This is a genomic window from Halomonas piscis, assembly GCF_031886125.1.
GTDB lineage: Bacteria > Pseudomonadota > Gammaproteobacteria > Pseudomonadales > Halomonadaceae > Vreelandella > Vreelandella piscis.
Window position 1 is genome coordinate 56,619 of the sequence record NZ_CP119391.1, and the last position, 16,526, is coordinate 73,144.

The 16,526-nt window shown below is 57.2% G+C and carries 12 protein-coding genes; 6 read left to right on the top strand and 6 right to left on the bottom strand.

Translation table 11 applies throughout. From position 1 onward, the window contains the following. Window positions 1-41 precede the first annotated feature (41 nt). Genes P1P91_RS00290 through P1P91_RS00300 form a run of 3 tightly spaced genes read right to left on the bottom strand, consistent with a single transcriptional unit; the run spans window position 42 to window position 5,511 of the window. Window positions 42-2,393 carry a tyrosine-type recombinase/integrase gene (locus tag P1P91_RS00290; RefSeq protein WP_311883733.1) on the bottom strand — a complete coding sequence of 784 codons (2,352 nt, stop codon included), beginning with the start codon at window positions 2,391-2,393 and terminating at the stop codon, window positions 42-44. Further along, a complete protein-coding gene (locus P1P91_RS00295; RefSeq protein WP_311883734.1) occupies window positions 2,384-4,747 on the bottom strand; it encodes a hypothetical protein in 2,364 nt (787 codons plus the stop codon). The genes P1P91_RS00290 and P1P91_RS00295 overlap by 10 nt, the downstream gene beginning before the upstream one ends. Next, a complete protein-coding gene (locus P1P91_RS00300) occupies window positions 4,744-5,511 on the bottom strand; it encodes a hypothetical protein (protein WP_311883735.1) in 768 nt (255 codons plus the stop codon). The genes P1P91_RS00295 and P1P91_RS00300 overlap by 4 nt, the downstream gene beginning before the upstream one ends. A gap of 807 nt (window positions 5,512-6,318) precedes the next feature. Between P1P91_RS00300 and P1P91_RS00305 the strand changes: the two genes are divergently transcribed. The 4 genes from P1P91_RS00305 to P1P91_RS00320 all read left to right on the top strand — a co-directional run bounded on the left by P1P91_RS00305 (window position 6,319) and on the right by P1P91_RS00320 (window position 11,516). After that, a complete protein-coding gene (locus P1P91_RS00305; protein ID WP_311883736.1) occupies window positions 6,319-7,653 on the top strand; it encodes an O-antigen ligase family protein in 1,335 nt (444 codons plus the stop codon). Between the two features lie 2 nt (window positions 7,654-7,655). Then, a complete protein-coding gene (gene galE, locus P1P91_RS00310; protein WP_311883737.1) occupies window positions 7,656-8,675 on the top strand; it encodes a UDP-glucose 4-epimerase GalE in 1,020 nt (339 codons plus the stop codon). Window positions 8,676-8,914: 239 nt separating this feature from the next. Beyond that, complete coding sequence (locus P1P91_RS00315; protein WP_311883738.1) at window positions 8,915-10,081, top strand: nucleotide sugar dehydrogenase; 1,167 nt, start codon at window positions 8,915-8,917, stop codon at window positions 10,079-10,081. A 400-nt stretch (window positions 10,082-10,481) separates the two neighbouring features. Further along, window positions 10,482-11,516 carry an IS110 family RNA-guided transposase gene (locus P1P91_RS00320; protein WP_311882018.1) on the top strand — a complete coding sequence of 345 codons (1,035 nt, stop codon included), beginning with the start codon at window positions 10,482-10,484 and terminating at the stop codon, window positions 11,514-11,516. A gap of 399 nt (window positions 11,517-11,915) precedes the next feature. On the opposite strand, the gene P1P91_RS00325 is transcribed toward P1P91_RS00320, so the two are convergent. Further along, entirely contained in the window at window positions 11,916-12,332 is a 417-nt protein-coding gene (locus P1P91_RS00325; protein WP_311883739.1) for a VOC family protein, read from the bottom strand. A 122-nt stretch (window positions 12,333-12,454) separates the two neighbouring features. On the opposite strand from P1P91_RS00325, the gene P1P91_RS00330 reads away from it, so the two are divergent. Next, the gene (locus P1P91_RS00330) at window positions 12,455-12,763 is read left to right on the top strand and encodes a putative quinol monooxygenase (RefSeq protein WP_311883740.1); all 309 of its coding nucleotides are present in this window, start codon (window positions 12,455-12,457) and stop codon (window positions 12,761-12,763) included. Between the two features lie 172 nt (window positions 12,764-12,935). Then, window positions 12,936-14,543, top strand: a complete 1,608-nt coding sequence (locus P1P91_RS00335; protein ID WP_311883741.1) for a sulfatase-like hydrolase/transferase — start codon at window positions 12,936-12,938, stop codon at window positions 14,541-14,543. Here the strand turns inward: P1P91_RS00335 and waaF are convergent. Beyond that, window positions 14,537-15,577 (bottom strand): lipopolysaccharide heptosyltransferase II, encoded by a 1,041-nt coding sequence (gene waaF, locus P1P91_RS00340; RefSeq protein ID WP_311883742.1) that lies wholly within the window; start codon window positions 15,575-15,577, stop codon window positions 14,537-14,539. The genes P1P91_RS00335 and waaF overlap by 7 nt on opposite strands. Then, on the bottom strand, window positions 15,570-16,526 hold the full coding sequence (gene rfaD / locus P1P91_RS00345; RefSeq protein WP_311883744.1) for an ADP-glyceromanno-heptose 6-epimerase: 957 nt from the start codon (window positions 16,524-16,526) through the stop codon (window positions 15,570-15,572). Before rfaD ends, waaF begins: the two co-directional genes overlap by 8 nt.

Here is a 16,526-nt window from a genome sequence, read left to right on the forward strand (position 1 = left end):
TCTCCCTGGTCAACCGGGCTTGTTGTGACAAGCCTCTCCCTTCAGAGAGAGGTAGCTGACCGCCTCGACGGGGCGAGAATATCGCTATGAATCAGACCTAGTGTATGGGCGTAGTTTTCCAATAATGTTGCCGGATCCCGGTGCCCAATCCATTTCGCCACATGCAGCAGTATCGTGCCACGTGCGATCGTATCGGTGCCTTCCGCTCCGCAGAAAAACGTCAACACCTCTTGCAGAGGCTGAGGTTGAAACATCCAGTGATGCCGATGCTGTAATGTATCGGCAAAACCGGGGTGCTGCGCTGCATGCAGTCGTAACAGAGTCCAGGACACGGCGGCATGTCGCAGGCCATGAAAGTCGATGTCTTCCCCCAGACGACTACGCATTTCTTCTATCACGAGCGTGATCAGATAACGACGCTCATAAGCTTGTGAGGAGTGCCGGGGACCAAACAACGCAATATCCTCCAGGGCGTCATCCGAGCAATCCTGGCGCCGCACGGCAACCCAGCCGTGAAGCTGGCGAATCACGGGTGGCGGTGCCATGACATGAAGCGCAATCCTACGGCGAGCAGCGGCCGTTTTGCCGCCAAGGATATCAACCCAACAGCTTGCGTGTTCCGGCTCGTCTGACACCCCAAACTGAATATCGTTGACGGTCAGAGACTCAACCTCCGAGGCCCGCAGTCCGCCGTAAAAGCCCAGCTCAATGATCAGCGCCATCATTGGCCGAGACGCGCCGTCCGGCTCCCCTTTCGTCAACTCTTCCCAGATGCTGTGCATATGATCCGGTGACAGAATACGCGTTCTGAGAACGCTGGGCGTCAGGGTATTGGCGCGCCTGGGTAACGACACGTCTTCCAATATGCCACTTTGCTGACAGAACCGAATGAAACTCCTCATGGCCCCGCGATACGCTTCCAGCGTGCGCTCTGACCAACGGCTCCCTTCTCTGGCTGCCATTTCCAACTCTATGATTACCTCGTCGTCCCAATCACTCATATCCAGAATGGCACCGTGATACAGCATCGTGATTGGCGTTAGCCTCGAGAGATAGGTTTTGGCAGTTCCAATCGTATTCCCTTCCGTGCGCAACTGGTGATACAAAAAATGCAGCAGCCAGAGTGGATAGTTTCCGGCAAACCCCATCAGCTGACCGAGGCGTTGTTCATAGTATTCCAGCACATATTGCATGTCTCTGTCGTATTTTTTGGCTTTCACTGCCTTCTTCGACAATAGTGACGTTGATGATAGAAACTGCTGAAGGATGTTTTTCACGCGCCGAGGCCAATCGCGGGGTAAATGCTCGGTCGAGACCATTAGCACGCCGGCGGGGCGGGTGATCGCCGAGTTGCTGTCGGAGAGTGCTTTATCGCGGGAAGGCGCTGGTCCGCGCCGATTCTGGCGGTCAGGCAAACGTCCCAGGCGGTTGCCGGGCGCGTAATAGTGCGCATCAGACTGACCCAGCCTAAGCGGCACCGGCGTGCAGGTTGGTAACGGATAATCGCGCAGCAGCGTACTCCAAAGGGATGGAGTGCCTTTTAGGACGGGGACATGCTGGCTGGCTTTTACAATTTTCGGCCACGTCGTGAGACAAGCACTTGAGGCTTTTCCATTCTCTCTGTGAAAATTCAATAACTGCCGAGTTTCACTGAAACAATGTTGCCGTAGCCACTGCCGACGCTCTTTCACTGATAGTGATGAGACACTTTCGTTTTCTGCGAATAACCACGCCTCTTCAGGCCGCTCTTTTAATCGTGTGACAATCGCTCGCAACGGTACCCACACGTCATCAGGCAATATCATTCGGTAGTGCCCATCGCCGTCTAATGCCTCGGGCGAGGATGGGATAAAGAGAATTTTGTTTTTCTTATCAACATGACGGAGTGTCAGCTGTGACAGGGTACCCAGCATCACTTTTTCACCCATGCCGAGATTCGTCATGAAACGAATCGCCAGTGCGGTTAACCAGGCTGAGACCGTGTTTTCCTGCCGAGACCACTTCAAGACATGGCGATCCAGTTCGACCATTTGCATTGCCGACGAAAATGATTGCTGGGAATGCGGTAATGCAGTTGGACGATGAGTTAAAATAGGCTCTGGAATAAGCACTGCGTTAATATTTGGCAGTGTGTTCATTTGTTCCAGCAAACGATTAACCCGTTTACGGGCTTGTCGCTGGGTTATCGGCTTTTGAATAGTCCTTCGATACTCAAAAAATTCTTTAGCCAGGTTTTTTACATCGGCAGCGTTCAGCGAAACATGGGGTAATTTGCTGCTTCCCAGCATGGCATCCAACATCCAGTATGTGTCAGAGAGTGATGGAGCTTTTACTAATTGATTACCCTCTACCTGCCAATGACTGACAAGCTTTTCTGATGTTATTACATCCATGGCATTTTTCTCCAATCAAGCGGCTTATAGGCACACTGTTTGAGCCACTCTGTCAGCCAATGGCGTAAAACGTTCTGCTGTCCCAGCGGTGCTTCGGTTTGTGGGGATGATAGCGTTCTGCCATGGCGTGCGTGGCCCAGCAAATGATCTACTGAAGCATCAGGAATATGCAGACGCAACCAGCTGGCTGTTGAATGACGACAAACGTTAGTTGGCCAATGCAATTCGCTTATCAGGGATAACTTTGTCATGTCTGACCATTTCATATTACGTATTTTCAGAGATTTCCCGCGCTTCGACAGCTCTAACCAGCACGGGGTTTGACAGTTTTCTGTGCGCTGATCATCCACAAAAACACTATTATCATTTAGCCGATTTATAACAGCATTTGTCCATTTTTGATACGACAATAGACTGTTACGAATAGTGGCCAGGAGCGGCACAACGCGTGATTCTCGCCCGACCGAGGAATTTTTGTCATATATCCATTGCAGCGAGCTATCAATCGCAATTTTGCTGTTATTTGAAATCGGTCGTGAACCGGTTGAAAGATGCCAGGCTAGCATTTCACGAGTCGATATGAGTTGATGCAGTTCTATGACAGACGCTAGCGGCATAGGCTCTCCCAGCCACCAGCCCGACAAATCGGCGCTGGGCGATTGCATTGCATTTTTCAAATGATCAAATATTGCCGAAAATTCACTCGGATTTCGTGCTACCGAAGAACCTGCTATGTCAATATCACGTTTATTAACATCTAATTTTTTAATTGGCATATTGCGCATTTTAATATCTATCCAGCCTAACTCTTGCAGCGCGTGTTCAAATATGTGTTGATGCTCTTCACGCGGGATCGTCCGATATGCGGCAGGAGCTGCCATGCCAATTCCAAATTGCCCTGACAAGGATGCTGCTGAAATATCATCTACCGCGTTAGGGCGACAAAAGAGCCAACTGCTCGCGCTCAACCGATTAGCTGTTGGTGTGATACCGGGGATTTCCTTCCCATACCTTTTTAATTGCTGATTAATATTTGCGCGTGCGCCCATAAAAGGCCGTTTTTTAATATCAAAGTTTTCTTTCATAAGCGCTGAATTCAGCGATTCGGGGAGATGTAGAATAATCCAGCCTGCTGCCGGATTAGTTTCGCTTATCACTGGACCATCCAGTAAACGATAGCAAAGTAGCTGAAGATGAGGTAACCAGCAGGGGCGCTTTTCTCGACTGTTTATCACCTCTTTCAAAGAGCTATCGCTGACCGTCATACGCGTGAGGCGAAGAGGCGGAAGGCCGGTGCTAATCAAAAAACTGGCATATATCAGCAACACAGGCTTAATTGGCAACTGCATCACTTGACGTATTTTATCAGGCGTCAGTCTTCCAACGTCGGTGACATTTTTAATCGATGAAGTCGAGGCCCCGGCCAGCCAATAGCGCGTTAATTGACGATCATCAAACGACGTGAGAGAAGACGGAGTCAGCCGTTTTATATAAAACACATCAGATTCCTCACTGGAATCCTCTCCCGGCTCTTTTACTTTATATGCTTTAATATCTGATTTTTGTTCTTCTGCTACCTCTAAATCAGTACTCTTACCATCTTTTCCGCAGCGTATTTGTTTTTTACTCGAGGCCTGCTTTGTCAACTTCGCCAGCGTTTCCACGCGAATCACATGCCACTCGTCGCGTTTTCTTTTACCAGCTCTCGATCTTCTGCTCCCAAAACTTGGGTGCTTTCGCTGTATTTCACCCGGACTTAATTCTCTTTTTATAAGAGATTCAAAGATGTCGACTTTTCTGGCAAAATTATCGTCGGCATATCCAAAAATTGCATCGCTGCGAGTGGCCAGCAATAGCGAACTTTTTGTATCATGCTCTTTATTTCGGGGGTCCCATCCTGTTTTCATGAGGGTAATTAAAACATCTCGAACGGCGATGGCATGCTGATAAAATTGACTTCTGGATACCATGCCCCCCGATTTTTTATTTTGAAACATGTTGCTAAAAAACAATCTGGCATGTTGTGCGGCAGGAAATGAAGTATCGCCCAGCTTTTTCGGACTCGTAAGTGCAGAAAAAACGGGATGGCTCGTTCCTTTACGCTTGGGCTTTGAATGACTTATGTAATCCGAACTTTTTAACTTATCAATAATAACGGCATCAATATTCATGCTGTTATCATGAGAATATACTGTCGCTGCGTTACATAGTGATTCTAGCGAAAGCGGTGGTTGAGTGTAATAGATAACACTCAGTAAAATATCTGCCTCATCCTGAGACAGATTCATATTGTCAATAACTTCTTGCCATGAATCGATTATTTCACTCGGATACAAATATTTTTCATCATTCATGATTTGGTCTCTTCAAACATCATAGATAACTGATATTCAGCATTATGTTTTCGCTCAGCTTCCAAAACATCTTTTTCTTTCTTTACTTTTTTTGCTAAACCTTCAGTTGACGTGCCATTAATCCCACTATCACTCACTTTCTCGGAAGCACTGCTTCTCAGACTTTTATTATCCTTTTTATTTCCCTTTATTACAACATTTTCGTCTTTTTTTGACTCTTTAACAAGACTTCTTATTCTTCTTTCTTTAAGATTGGCCGCAGCAAAAATCTTTTTATAATGCCACATCTTCAAAGAATTTTCGTCAAAAAACTCCCTTGCAATTGAGGCATTAAGCTCACTGTTATTCGCTAGTTCATCAACTGCTTTTTTTCTAAGATCAACAGCGTTTCCGTCAGTTTTACGATACATCAATATCTGCAGCTGGGCATAAACAAAGCGAATCACACGTGTCGATACTTTCAGATCGTGTTCTTCAATGATGAAAACGTAGAGACTCTGCGGAAGCGGACTTTTTAACGATTCGTCAAGATTCAGCTGCTCTTTTATGCAATCACGATTCAGAAGTTCTTCACCGCCATTCTCATAGCGCAAAAAAACCGGGGCATGATTGAGAAAATGAGTTGCTTTATCAAGCGATGTGAAATAGTTCGTCGACATATCAATATCCGGCAAAATATCGTAAACACTGCGAATATCTAAATGTGCCGTCAGACTAGCGTTGCCTGTCAAAAGTGGATGAATCTGTATTGTTGTGACTGTCATGTGCTCTCCTATTAACTGATACATTTTTAAAAAGAAGCAAAATGCTTTTCAGTTGCACGCGAGACAACTTTTTAATCAGTCAGTCTTATGTAGAAGAACAGACGAGCAGAAACAGTCACACTCGAACGAGATGCATCATTTTGAGAACGCATGCAGCTCGAATACGCGACTAAATAAAAATAATAATCAATTAAAAAAAGAAGCAAGTACTAATGTAAGCAGCACGAGGGTGCGTACCGGAAATCAATACATTAGCGGAAGCTAAATTCAGGAAGGCTCTTGCTTTAACGTGTTTATTGACAATGAATTGACATCATCAACAAACAAAAGCATTTCAGAAGTCACGAGTACAGTTGTAAGTCTCGTGAATCTAGTGCGACTATCGAAATTGATTTTCGAATAGCGCGCTCAAATACTGTTTATTTTACACGGCCAGCTACCGAATTCACTACGTCACGTACAGTATCGCAAATGCAGACTCTGAACGCAACACCTTCATTGGATGGTTGATGGGGATGCGTGATGCTTGGCCATCAGCTCGCTCATGGCGGGCGTAAATCTGGTATCGTTGTGTCTGGGTCAGCTGTTGGTATCCCATGCTCTGCTTCACTTTGGTCGGTAAAGCAGGGAGGGGACCGGCGCTGGCCCTCCTGCCTCTACCTTGTGCTCCAAAGTGCTGCAGTTATTCTATGAATTCAGGGGGCCCGGTCAATCAGGTATGGTGTTGCTGTCAAACACTTAACCGGATTGGCCAAAGTGCTGCAGTTATTCCATGAAGTCACGAAGTACCGGCTGTCTCGTGCAAAATTGACGAGCCGCAATGGCCTTTGGTCCGGGCTCAACACCTGCTGGGTATTTGCCTTCCTGGCGCTGCTGATTGTAGTGCCCTGGGGCTATGTCGCGGTGCCGCTGGTGGCGGGAATGACGCTGTTGGCAGGGCTGGCACTCACTCCGCCGCAGCGCCTTTGGCGCCGGCTCGAGCGCGACGACGTTCTGCTGTGCGCCGTGCTGCTGGCCTATGGCGGCCTCTGGCTTGGCGACGTGTGGCGTACCGGCCACTGGCCGGTGGGCGAAGGCAACCAGGGTATTTTGCTGCCGCTGTGGCCGTGGCTGGCCGCCGCGCTGCTGGTGTGGCTACGGCGCTACCCTCCGCCGGCGCAAACGCTGTGGTGGGGCGCCGGCGGCGGTGCGCTGGGAGCGGGCGCCATCGCGCTCTACGAGCGGCTGATGCTAGGAGAGACGCGCGCCAGCAACGCCATGAACGCCATCCCTTTTGGAAACCTTTCGCTGCTGCTGGGCATGCTTTCGCTAATGGGGGCGCTGTGGTGCCTGGGCCGCGGCCTCTCTGGCCGGCGAGCTCTGCTGGCACTGTGCCTGCTGGGTGCAACAGCCGGCGTGACCGGCTCGCTGCTGTCGGGCACCCGCGGCGGCTGGATCGCCGCGCCGCTGCTGTTGCTCTTGGTGTATCGCGCTTCTGCCCCGCTGGTCACGCCGGCGCTGCGTCGCCGGCTTGCTCTGGGCATACTCGCCGGGCTGCTGGCCGTGGCCCTGCTGCCGCAAAGCGGGGTGAGCGACCGGGTCGACCAGGCAAGCCGCGATCTGCAGCAGTACTGGCAGGACGACTCGCGCGCGACCTCGGTGGGCCTGCGCCTTGAAATGTGGCGCGCCGGGGCCACCCTCTTCCCCGAGCGGCCACTCGCTGGCTGGGGGGAAGGCCGCCTGGAAGCGGCGCGCGACAGACTCGTGGCCAAGGGCGAGTTCCCACCCGGCATCAGCCGCTACGATCAGCTGCACAGCGACATGATCGATACCACGGTACGCCGCGGCCTGCTCGGCCTGGGCACCTTGCTGCTGCTCTACGGCGTGCCGCTGTGGCTGTTTTGGCGACGCGCGAAGGGCTCGCGCCGCGACCCGACTCTGGGCGTGCTGGCCACCGCCGGCATGATGGTCCCCATTGCCTTTGTCGACTTCGGCCTGACCCAGTCGATGCTGCGCGACGTGCGCGGCCTCAGTGGCTACCTCGGCCTTTGTATAATCGTCTGGGTAGCACTGCGGCGGTCAGAAGAGCAGGAGCCAGGGCATGTGCAGAAAACAGACGTCCGCCAAGCGAGCATTCACAACATATCCATCCCAGGGAGTTAACCATGGCAATACTGGTCACCGGCGGCGCGGGCTACATCGGCTCGCACATGGTGCTGACGCTACTTGAGGCGGGGCACGACGTCGTCGTGCTCGATAACCTCGCCAACGCCAGCCGGGAGTCGCTTAGCCGGGTGGCCGAGCTCGCCGGCAAGACGCCCGCCTTTGTGGAAGGCGATATTCGCGACCGGGAGTGCCTGGACCGGCTCTTTGCCGAGCATACCATTAGCGACGTGCTGCACTTTGCCGGGCTCAAGGCGGTAGGCGAAAGCGTGGCCCAGCCGCTGCGCTACTACGAGAACAACGTCGCCGGCACGCTCACGCTGTGCCAGGCCATGGCCGCCGCGGGTGTATTCCGTCTGGTGTTCAGCTCCTCGGCTACGGTGTACGGCGACGGCCATCCGATGCCGATTCACGAGGGCCTGCCCACCGGCACGCCCACCAACCCCTACGGCACCTCCAAGCTGATGGTGGAAAACGTGCTGCGCGATCTGGCCCGGGCCGACGAGCGCTGGTCGGTGGCGCTTTTGCGCTACTTCAATCCGGTGGGCGCGCACGAAAGCGGCCGCATCGGCGAAGATCCCAACGGCAAGCCCAACAACCTGGTGCCGTTTATTGCCCAGGTGGCCGTGGGCCGGCGGGAAGCGCTGTCGGTGTTCGGCGACGACTACCCCACGCCCGACGGCACCGGGGTGCGCGACTATATCCACGTCATGGATCTGGTCGAGGGCCACCTGGCCGCCATGCGGGTGCTGGCCTCGCGCCGGGGCGTGGGCATCTGGAACCTGGGCACCGGGCGCGGCTATTCGGTGCTGGAAATGGTGCGCGCCTTTGAGCAGGCCTCCGGCCGGCCGGTGCCTTACAGGATTGAACCGCGCCGGGAAGGCGATATCGCCGAATGCTGGGCCGATCCGGCGCTTGCCCGAAAGGAACTTGGCTGGCAGGCCGCGCGCGGGCTCGACGCCATGCTTGCGGATACCTGGCGCTGGCAACGGACCAACCCTCAGGGATACGAACCTTCGTGACAGCACGTAGCGGGTACCGTGCTGCGCTCGTTAAGATAGGGAGAGTACGATACTCACTGCCCGCTATCGTTGCAGCGAGTAGCGCAAGTACGTGGTGATCTCTCGAGTCGATATCGGGCAAACCCCGAGATGGCCACGCTTCGCTCGCCATGACGTAGCGGGTGTTGTGCGGCGCTCGCCTGACGTGTAGCGGGTATGCACGCTGCTCTGTTAAGCATAACGATCAAAAGGACTTCCCCATGAACATCGCTGTTGCCGGCACCGGCTACGTCGGCCTTTCCAACGCCATGCTGCTGGCCCAGCATAACAATGTGGTCGCCGTGGATATCGTGGCGGAAAAAGTCGACTTGCTGAATAGCGGCGTCTCGCCCATCGAGGACGCCGAAATCAGCGACTTTCTCGCCCACCGCGAGCTTAACTTTCGCGCCACGCTGAACAGCGAAGCGGCCTACCGCGAGGCCGATATCGTGCTGATCGCCACGCCCACCGACTACGACCCAAAGACCAACACCTTTGATACCTCAAGCGTGGAGGCGGTGATCAAGGCCGTCATGGCGGTTAACCCCGAGGCGCTGATGGTGATCAAGTCCACCGTGCCGGTCGGCTATACCCGGAAAGCCAGCGAACGCTTCGGTACGGAGAATCTGCTGTTTTCACCGGAGTTTTTGCGCGAGGGGCGGGCGCTGTACGACAACCTGCACCCCTCGCGAATCATTGTCGGCGAGCGCTCCGAGCGTGCCGAGCAGTTTGCCGGCCTGCTGAAACAGGGAGCGGAAAAACAGGATATCCCTTGGCTGTTGACCAACAGCACCGAGGCCGAGGCGATTAAGCTGTTTGCCAATACCTATCTCGCCATGCGCGTGGCCTACTTCAACGAGCTGGACACCTACGCCGAAACCCACGAGCTGGACAGCCGCCAGATCATCGAGGGAGTGGGGCTCGACCCGCGCATCGGCGACCACTACAACAACCCCAGCTTTGGCTACGGCGGCTACTGCCTGCCCAAGGATACCAAGCAGCTGCTGGCCAACTATCAGAACGTGCCCAGCAACATTATTCAGGCAATTGTCGATGCCAACCGTACCCGCAAGGACTTTGTCGCCAGGAAAGTGCTGGAGCGACAGCCCGGAATTGTCGGCGTTTATCGGCTTATCATGAAGGCCGGCTCGGATAACTTCCGCGCCAGCGCCATGCAGGGGGTGATGAAGCGCATCAAGGCCAAAGGGATTGAGGTGATCGTGTATGAACCGGTGCTGGAAGACGACACCTTCTACGGCTCACGGGTGATGCGCGACCTGGACGCCTTCAAGGCCGAAGCCGATGTCATCCTCAGCAACCGCATGGTCAGCGAGCTCGCTGACGTCAGGGATAAAGTCTATACGCGCGATCTTTTTGGCAGCGATTGATAGATGTTTGGTGGCTTTCTCATCGCTGACTGAAGTCAGCTCCCACCAGGTAGTAGACAACCTGCCGTATTCGGAGGCTTTCTCATCGCTGACTGAAGTCAGCTCCCACCAGGTAGTAGACAACCTGCCGTATTCGGAGGCTTCCTCATCGCTGACTGAAGTCAGCTCCCACCAGGTGGTAGACAACCTGCCGTATTCGGAGGCTGTATCGTCGCTGACTAAAGTCAGCTCCCACAACCTCCTGCACCCACCAGGTAGCTGGCCCATCGCCAAGCGGCTGGCTGGTTGCTTGATTCAGGGTGGGAAATGGGATGGACCCGTCCTTCTGTGCCAAGCTGGATATAACATCTAGCCAGCAGTGCACAGAACACTGACGGCATCGGTGAAGGAGGATCCATCCATGAAACAGATTAGCATTATAGGCATTGACCTGGCGAAACACGTTTTTCAACTGCATGCCGTGGATGCGCACGGTCACAAAGTATTCAGCAAGCAAGTCCGGCGAGAGAAGTTACGCTTGACGCTGGCCCAAATTCCGCCTTGCCACGTCGCCATGGAAGCGTGCGGCTCCGCTCATTACTGGGCGAGAGACATTGGCACGCTGGGCCATGAGGCCGAACTACTGCCACCGCAGGCGGTCAAGCCCTTCGTGCTGGGCCACAAGAACGATGCGCGCGATGCCGCGGCTATCGCCGAGGCCGCGGCGCGCCCGGCCACGCCTCGAGTGACGATCAAGACGGAAGCACAACAGTCCCTGCAAGCAGTGCACCGAGTACGCAGTCGGTTAGTGCGCGAACGCACCGCCGTCGGCAACGAGCTGCGCGGCCTGCTGGGCGAGTTTGGTCTAATCGTGTCGCAGGGGCACGCGGTGATACGCCAGGGCGTTATTCGTGAGCGGCTGGACGAGCAACGGGCACGGCTGGGGGAAGAACTCTACACCCTGCTGAACGACCTGCTCGATCAATGGCTCGAGAACGATGCCCGGATCGCGCGCTATGACAAGCGTCTGCAGCGTCTGGCCAGGGCATCAGATGACATGCAGCGGCTGATGAGTCTGCCCGGCATCGGCCCGATCAATGCGACGCTGTTGTTCAGCCATCTGGGCGATCCGGCGCGATTCCCCAACGGACGTCAGTTCAGCGCCTCGTTGGGGCTAGTGCCACGCCAGCATTCCAGCGGGGGTCGCAACCAGTTGATGGGGATCACCAAACGCGGCAATGGCGAGGTTCGAAAGCAGTTGGTGCACGGTGCCCGCGCGGCATTACGCCAGTTCCAACGTCAGGAACATCCCGACCGGCTGTCCCGTTGGGCCTGCTCGTTAGCGGCGCGTCTTGGGCAACGCAAGGCCATTGTGGCCCTGGCGAACAAGATGGCGCGGATTTGCTGGTCGCTATTGGCCCATGAACGGCGCTATCAGCCACAGGAGGCCGCTTGATGATACCGAACAAACAGGGAATATAGCTTAGCATGCGATAAGTTACCCAACCCCGAGGTTGCGCAGGCGAGATGCTTCGATGGCATAACGGGTCAGACCGGCTTTCTGTCACTCTGTAAAGTGCGCAGGCCCATCACGAGGCCGAGTGGGAGATCAGAGCAGAGAGCGCGTATTCCATCAGGGCCAGGCACGGCAAGTGCCATCAATAGGCCGGATATAAGCGTGCAGTCCTCACTCTTATGCGTTGTTGCTTCTGGCTTGCACAACAGGACGGGTCCATATAAGCGCACTTCAGTGCGCGAAGGCAGGCCGCAGGCCTGCTCTGTTTCGGGCCATATCATCGCTGACTGAAGTCAGCTCCCACCAGGTAGTCGAAAACCTCCCGTGGGCGGGGGCATTTCAGCCCTTGGGCTCGCTGAAGGTCTGGCCGGAGACGCTGGGGTGATAAAGCGGCTGAACGCTGTTGCCGTCGGGGTCGAGGCAGTAGAAGCTGTAGCCGCCGTCGCCGTGCTCGTGGGGCTTGCGCGAGACCTTGATGCCTTTCGCAACAAGGTAGTCGTACCACTTGTCGACGTCTTCTTTTTTGTCGACCACAAAGCCGAAGTGGTCGAGGCGCTGGGGGTCGCCGCCGGTATCTTCCTTGGCCCGGGCAAGCGAGAAATTGTCGTTGCCAAGGGTGAGGTAGACGAGATTTTCGTGGGCGCGGCGCAGAAGCGACATGCCCAGGATCTCGGTGTAAAAACGCTCGCAGGCTTCCAGGTCCTGCACCTGCAGGGCAATGTGACGCATGCCGTTAAAGGCGGGTGGGCGTTGCATAAAACCTCCCGTGAGTTGCAACAAGGTTGGGTTGTGGTGGAAAATCGCCGCCACCGGAATATGGAAATATTTTCCATTAACGTTATTATCCGCCAGTGTAGCCGTCAACCCAGGGAGTTGCCATGTACTGCATTATTGTTCAGACCCAGCTCAAACCCGGCAAGCGCGAAGCGTTTCTGCGCGCCATGCTGCCCAACGCCGAAGCCTCGGTGCGCGAGGAGCCCGGCTGTCATGTGTTCGACGTGCTGGAGGACCAGGAAAACCCCGACCTTTTCCACCTCTACGAAATCTACGAAAGCAAGGAAGCGCTTGCCGAGCACAAGACCACCGAGCACTACAAGGAAAGCCGCGCGGTGGTCAACGAGCTGATCGCCGAGCAGAACGTGATCAAGGCGGACGTACTGGCAGCCAATCACGCCTCCAAGCGTTAAATAGCCGCGGCGGCAGCGCACTTTTCCGCCGGCACCGAGACAACGGCGCGGCCCTCGGGTCGTGCCGTTTTTGCGTCTCGTGATAAGCTTTTGAAACAGCGCTGACCTTCACTGGCTGACCGTGGCCCCCTGCCTAGCGGGCTGCAACGCCTTATCATCAGGAAAACCGCCCATGCTTGCCCGCTTGAAGCTCGCCGCCTGGCTCCCCGCCACGGCACTTGGCCTTGGCCTTGGCTATACGCTGATTACGCTGACGCGCCTGCCCTGGTGGACGCTGCCCTGCGTGGCCGTGCTGGCCGGCGCCCTGAGCCTGAAGCTGCGGGCGGGCAGCGGCATCGGCGGCTACCGCAGGGCCTGGCCCTGGTCGCTGCTGCCGCTGTGCCTGTGGGGCCTTTACGTTTATCTGGCCGACAGCTTCGGCAACGTCGACCTGGGCGCGGTGTTTTTTCATCTGCAGGCGGGGATTACCGATCACGGCGGCACCGAGCGCCTGCTCGCCGCCGGGGTGTACACGCTCTCCATGGTGGGGCTTTTGTGCGCCTTTACCTGGCTTGTGCGCCGGGACGTGCGCCTGCGACGCGTCGAGCCGCTGATTGCGCTGGCGCTGCTGGTGGGCAATCCGCTGCTGCTGGGGCTGGGTGAGCGCAGCGCCGCCGTGGTCACCGACGACGGCGGCTGGCTTGACCGCCACTACCAGCACCCCGTCATCCACAAACAGGACGACCCGCCCAACCTGATCATCCTCTACCTGGAGAGCCTGGAGCGCACCTACGGCGCCGAGACCTTCGGCGATACCTACGACGACCTGCGCGAGCTGGGCGAAGACGCCGTGGTGTTTGAAGGCGTCGAGCAGATCAACAACACCGGCTGGACCATGGCCGGCATGATCGGCAGCCAGTGCGGCACGCCGCTGATGCCCGCGGGGCTGGTTCACGACCGCCAGTTCGAGCCGCTGGCGGAAGTGGTGCCGGGGGTAAAGTGCCTGGGCGACCTGCTGGACGAGCAGGGCTACCGGCTGAGCTACCTGGGCGGGGCGAGCAAATCGTTTGCCGGCAAGGGGCGCTTCTACGAAGGCCACGGCTTCGACAACGTCATGGGCCTCGACGAGCTCAAGGACGACCTGGACGATCCCGACTACGTCAACGACTGGGGGCTCTACGACGACACCCTTTACGACCTCACCGTTGACGAAATCAAGCGCCTCGACGCCGAAAGTGACGGCCCCTGGGGGGTGGTCAACATCAGCCTTTCCGCCCACGCGCCGGCCGGCTTTCCCGCCCAGAGCTGCCGCGAGCGCCAGGGCGAGTGGGACAACCAGGACATTCTCTATTCGGTGAAGTGCTCGGCCTGGCTGGCCCGCCGGCTGGTCGAGCGGCTGGATGACGAAGGCCTGCTGGACGATACCCTGGTGGTGCTGGCAAGCGACCATCTTTCCATGCGCGTCTCGGTCTGGGACGAGCTTGTCGGCCTGCCCCGGGAGAACACCTTCATGCTGCTGGGCAACGGCCTGGAGCCCCGGCGGATTTCCCGGCGCGCCTCGATCGTCGATCTGTTTCCCACCATCCTCGATGCCATGGGCTACCCCGCCGAAGACCATCGGGCCGGGCTCGGCGCCTCGCTTTTAAAGCCGGACTCTCACACCCTGCTGGAGCGCTACGGCAAGGAAAAGATCAACGCTCGGCTGCTGGAAGAAAGCGAGCTGCAGCACCGCCTGTGGGAGGGCCTTGCGCCCCAGCGGCGCGAGGACCAGGAGCCGCCCAAGGACAATATCGACTATTGAGGCTCCAGCGCCGGGATACGCTCGGCGCCGTCGCGCACCGCCCGATACACCGGGTCGACGTACAGGTGATTCAGGCAGTTGGTGTGACCCAGCGGGCACACGCGCTTGAAACACGGCGAGCAGTAAAGCCCCAGGTAATGGATATGGGCGTTACCGGTCAGCGGCGGCGTATAGGCGGGCGACGACGAGCCGTAAATCGCCTGCACCCGGGTGCCCACGGCGGCGGCCACGTGCATCAGCCCGGAGTCGTTGGTCACCACCTGCTCGCAGTCCGCCAGCAGGTCGACGGCCTCGGCAAGGGACGTCTCGCCGCACAGGTTGTGGGCGTGGGCAAGCCCGGCCACGATGGCCTCTCCCGCCGGGTGGTCCCTGGGCCCGCCGAGGATGCGTACGGCAAAGCCGTCTTCGATCAGCCGCGCGGCAAGCGCATGAAAATACTCGAGCGGCCACTGCTTGGCGGGGCCGTATTCGGCGCCGGGCATCATGCCGATGGCCGGGCGCCCGCCCAGCCCCAGGCGCTCGCGCAGGCTGTCCTGGCTATCGCCGCTAACCGCCAGGCGCGGAAGGGGGATATCAAAGGCGCCGTCGGCGGCTTCGTTTTCGGGAAGCCCCAGGGCGACAAAGCGCTTCACCGTCTGGTCGAGCGCCTTTTTGTCCAGGGGACGGCGTTCGGTCAGAAGCCCGTAGCGCTGCTCGCCGAGAAACCCCGCGCGCTCGGGGATGCGCGCCAGAAACGGCACCAGCGCAGCCTTCCACGAGCGCGGCAGCACGATGGCGCGGTCAAAGCGCCCTTTCAGACGCTGCGCTACCGCCCGGCGGATGCCCAGGCCAAACTCGCCGTGGCCCACCGCCAGCGGGTGCACTTCGTCCACCTCGGCCATGCGCGCCAGAATCGGCTCTGACCAGGGCGGCGCCACCACGCCCAGGGTCGCGCCCGGATGGCGCCGCTTCAGCGTGATGAAAAGGCTCTGGGCCATGACCATGTCGCCCACCCAGGAAGGACCGACCACCAACAGCCGCGGTGCTTCAGCCATTCAGCCACTCCAGATAGGCGCTAACGCCTTCGGCCACGGTCTTGAACTCGACGTCGCAGCCGCTGGCGCGCAGGTGCTCGATGTCGGCTCGGGTATAGCTCTGGTAGCGCCCTTTCAAGGACTCTGGGAAGTCGATGTAGTCGATGCGCCCGCGGCCGTAAAAGTCGATCACCGCCTCGCCGATGGCCTTGAACGGCTCGGCCCGGCCGGTGCCCAGGTTGAAGATGCCCGAGCGATCGGGGTTGTCGAGAAACCACAGGTTGACGTCGACGACGTCGCCCACGTAGACAAAGTCCCGGCTCTGCATCCCTGCCTCGTAGCCGTCGTAGGCGCCGAACAGCTTGAGGTTTTCGCCGCTGCTGATCTGCGTATGGTGGTGGTAGGCCACGCTTGCCATCTTGCCCTTGTGCTGCTCGCGGGGGCCGTAGACGTTGAAGTAGCGAAAGCCCACCACCTGGCAGTTGAGATCGTCCCAGCGCTCGCGCACGTGCTGATCGAACAATAGCTTGGAGTAGCCGTAGACGTTGAGCGGGCGCTCGAACGCCGGGTCTTCCCGGAACACGCTGCTGCCGCCGTAGGTAGCCGCCGAGGAGGCGTAGAGAAAGGCGACGCCGTAGCGGTCGCAGTAGTCCAGAAGTGTTCTGGAGTAGGCGTAGTTGTTTTCCAGCATGAATTTGCCGTCCCACTCGGTGGTGTCCGAGCAGGCGCCTTCGTGGAAAATCGCCTCGATGTTGGGCAGATCCGTGGGCTCGCCGGCGAGGGCGGCGCGCACATCACTCATGAAGGCGTCCTTGTCGCGGTAGTCGGCCAGGGTCAGATCCGCCAGGTTGACGAACTTGGTGCCGTCGGTCAGGTCGTCCACTACCAGAATGTCGGTGCGCCCGCGCGCGTTCAGCGCCTTGACGATATTGGCGCCGATAAACCCGGCGCCGCCCGTAACTACAATCAT

Bases quoted from the DNA above. Each gene is read 5' to 3' on its own strand.
- P1P91_RS00290 (WP_311883733.1), bottom strand. From the start codon at position 2,393: ATGGATGTAATAACATCAGAAAAGCTTGTCAGTCATTGGCAGGTAGAG.
- P1P91_RS00295 (WP_311883734.1), bottom strand. From the start codon at position 4,747: ATGAATGATGAAAAATATTTGTATCCGAGTGAAATAATCGATTCATGG.
- P1P91_RS00300 (WP_311883735.1), bottom strand. From the start codon at position 5,511: ATGACAGTCACAACAATACAGATTCATCCACTTTTGACAGGCAACGCT.
- galE (WP_311883737.1), top strand. From the start codon at position 7,656: ATGGCAATACTGGTCACCGGCGGCGCGGGCTACATCGGCTCGCACATG.
- P1P91_RS00315 (WP_311883738.1), top strand. From the start codon at position 8,915: ATGAACATCGCTGTTGCCGGCACCGGCTACGTCGGCCTTTCCAACGCC.
- P1P91_RS00320 (WP_311882018.1), top strand. From the start codon at position 10,482: ATGAAACAGATTAGCATTATAGGCATTGACCTGGCGAAACACGTTTTT.
- P1P91_RS00325 (WP_311883739.1), bottom strand. From the start codon at position 12,332: ATGCAACGCCCACCCGCCTTTAACGGCATGCGTCACATTGCCCTGCAG.
- P1P91_RS00330 (WP_311883740.1), top strand. From the start codon at position 12,455: ATGTACTGCATTATTGTTCAGACCCAGCTCAAACCCGGCAAGCGCGAA.
- P1P91_RS00335 (WP_311883741.1), top strand. From the start codon at position 12,936: ATGCTTGCCCGCTTGAAGCTCGCCGCCTGGCTCCCCGCCACGGCACTT.
- waaF (WP_311883742.1), bottom strand. From the start codon at position 15,577: ATGGCTGAAGCACCGCGGCTGTTGGTGGTCGGTCCTTCCTGGGTGGGC.
- rfaD (WP_311883744.1), bottom strand. From the start codon at position 16,526: ATGATTGTAGTTACGGGCGGCGCCGGGTTTATCGGCGCCAATATCGTC.